The 1,490-nt window shown below is 39.9% G+C and carries 1 protein-coding gene; it reads right to left on the bottom strand.

What is annotated here, in order from left to right:
* Positions 1-125 precede the first annotated feature (125 nt).
* The gene (yhbH, locus tag BFU02S_RS15785; RefSeq protein WP_066372744.1) at positions 126-1,292 is read right to left on the bottom strand and encodes a sporulation protein YhbH; all 1,167 of its coding nucleotides are present in this window, start codon (positions 1,290-1,292) and stop codon (positions 126-128) included.
* Between the last annotated feature and the right edge of the window lie 198 nt (positions 1,293-1,490).

Below are 1,490 nucleotides of genomic sequence, written 5' to 3'. Positions count from 1 at the left end.
TAAACAATTAGAAAACTCGCCGGCTGGCGAGCGATAGAAGGTTCATGAGGTGTAGTTGCACTTATACCTGATAGAAAAGCTTTCCGATCGGCTATAGAAAAAAACTGGTTTATGCAACCAGTTTTTTACGCATACATTTTTGATTCTTCTTTCTGGAAAAAGGTTTTCATGGCGTGGAAAACATCAGCTTTTTGTTTGAGGATATAATAGCGGAAACGCTCATCTTTAATATTTTTATAAGCTGACATTAAGGTTGAATGGCGATTATATTGATTAACTTCCCCATAACCGAACATGTTGGAAACTTTCATTAATTCCTCTACCAGCTTCACGCAGCGGGCATTGTCAGAAGTCAAATTGTCTCCGTCGGAAAAATGGAATGGATAAATATTATATTTCCTTGGGTGGTATTTGTCCTCAATGATCTCTAATGCCTTCCGGTAAGCCGAAGAACAAATAGTCCCCCCGCTTTCGCCTTTGGAGAAAAAGTCTTCTTCAGAAACTACTTTTGCTTCGGTATGGTGGGCAATAAATTCGATTTCGACTGTTTCGTATTTCGTCCGTAAAAATCTGGTCATCCAGAAGAAGAAACTGCGTGCCATATACTTTTCCCAAATCCCCATACTTCCACTTGTATCCATCATCGCCAGCACGACAGCTTTTGAATCCGGCTTTACCACTTCATTCCATGTTTTAAATTTCAAATCGTCTTTGTAAATCGGGTGAAATGACGGCTTACCGGACATGGCATTTCGTTTAAACGCAGCCATCATCGTCCGTTTCTTGTCGATATTGCCTATTAGCCCTGTTTTGCGGATATCATTAAACTCAATGTTCTCAACCAAATGCTCTTGTTCTTCTTTTCGTTTTAAATTTGGCAATTCCAATTGTTTAAATAATTCTTCTTCCAGTTCCATTAATGACACTTCTGCCTCATAGTAATCTTCTCCGGCCTGATCACCAGCTCCCTGGCCCTTGCCCGGTCCTGCTTGGCTGCTTGAGCCATCACGTGCCACAACATCTCCTACTTGACTGTCACCGTCACCTTGGCCCACGTGTTTGTTTTTGTCATAATTATAGCGAATTTTGTATTCGTCTAAAGAACGAATTGGAATTTTTACCACATCTCGACCATTTGACATAATAATACTTTCTTCGGTAATGAGGTCTGGTAAATTGTTTCGGATTGCCTCCTGGACTTTTTCCTGATGTCGCTGCTGGTCATCGTGGCCTTTACGGTGGAGGGACCAATCTTCTTTTGAAATCACAAATTGATGGTTTGGTTCTGTCATTATTAAAACCCCTCCTTATAGAAATTTTCACTTCTAGATGCACACTTTTTTCGCGCCATACATACAATAACCCGAATGAAAAAAATGAATAAAATATTGGATTACTTTATCCTATGCAAGTTCACAAAATAATTTACAAATTATTTCGACAATTGGTTAATCGCCTATTAGAAAAGCGCAAGCGCCTTGGTCAGCCTG

This window comes from Neobacillus fumarioli NBRC 102428 (assembly GCF_001591485.1).
GTDB classification, from domain to species: Bacteria; Bacillota; Bacilli; order Bacillales; family Cytobacillaceae; genus Neobacillus; species Neobacillus fumarioli.
The sequence above is the reverse complement of the archived record's forward strand: the minus strand, read 5'-3'. Positions and strand labels throughout refer to the sequence as shown.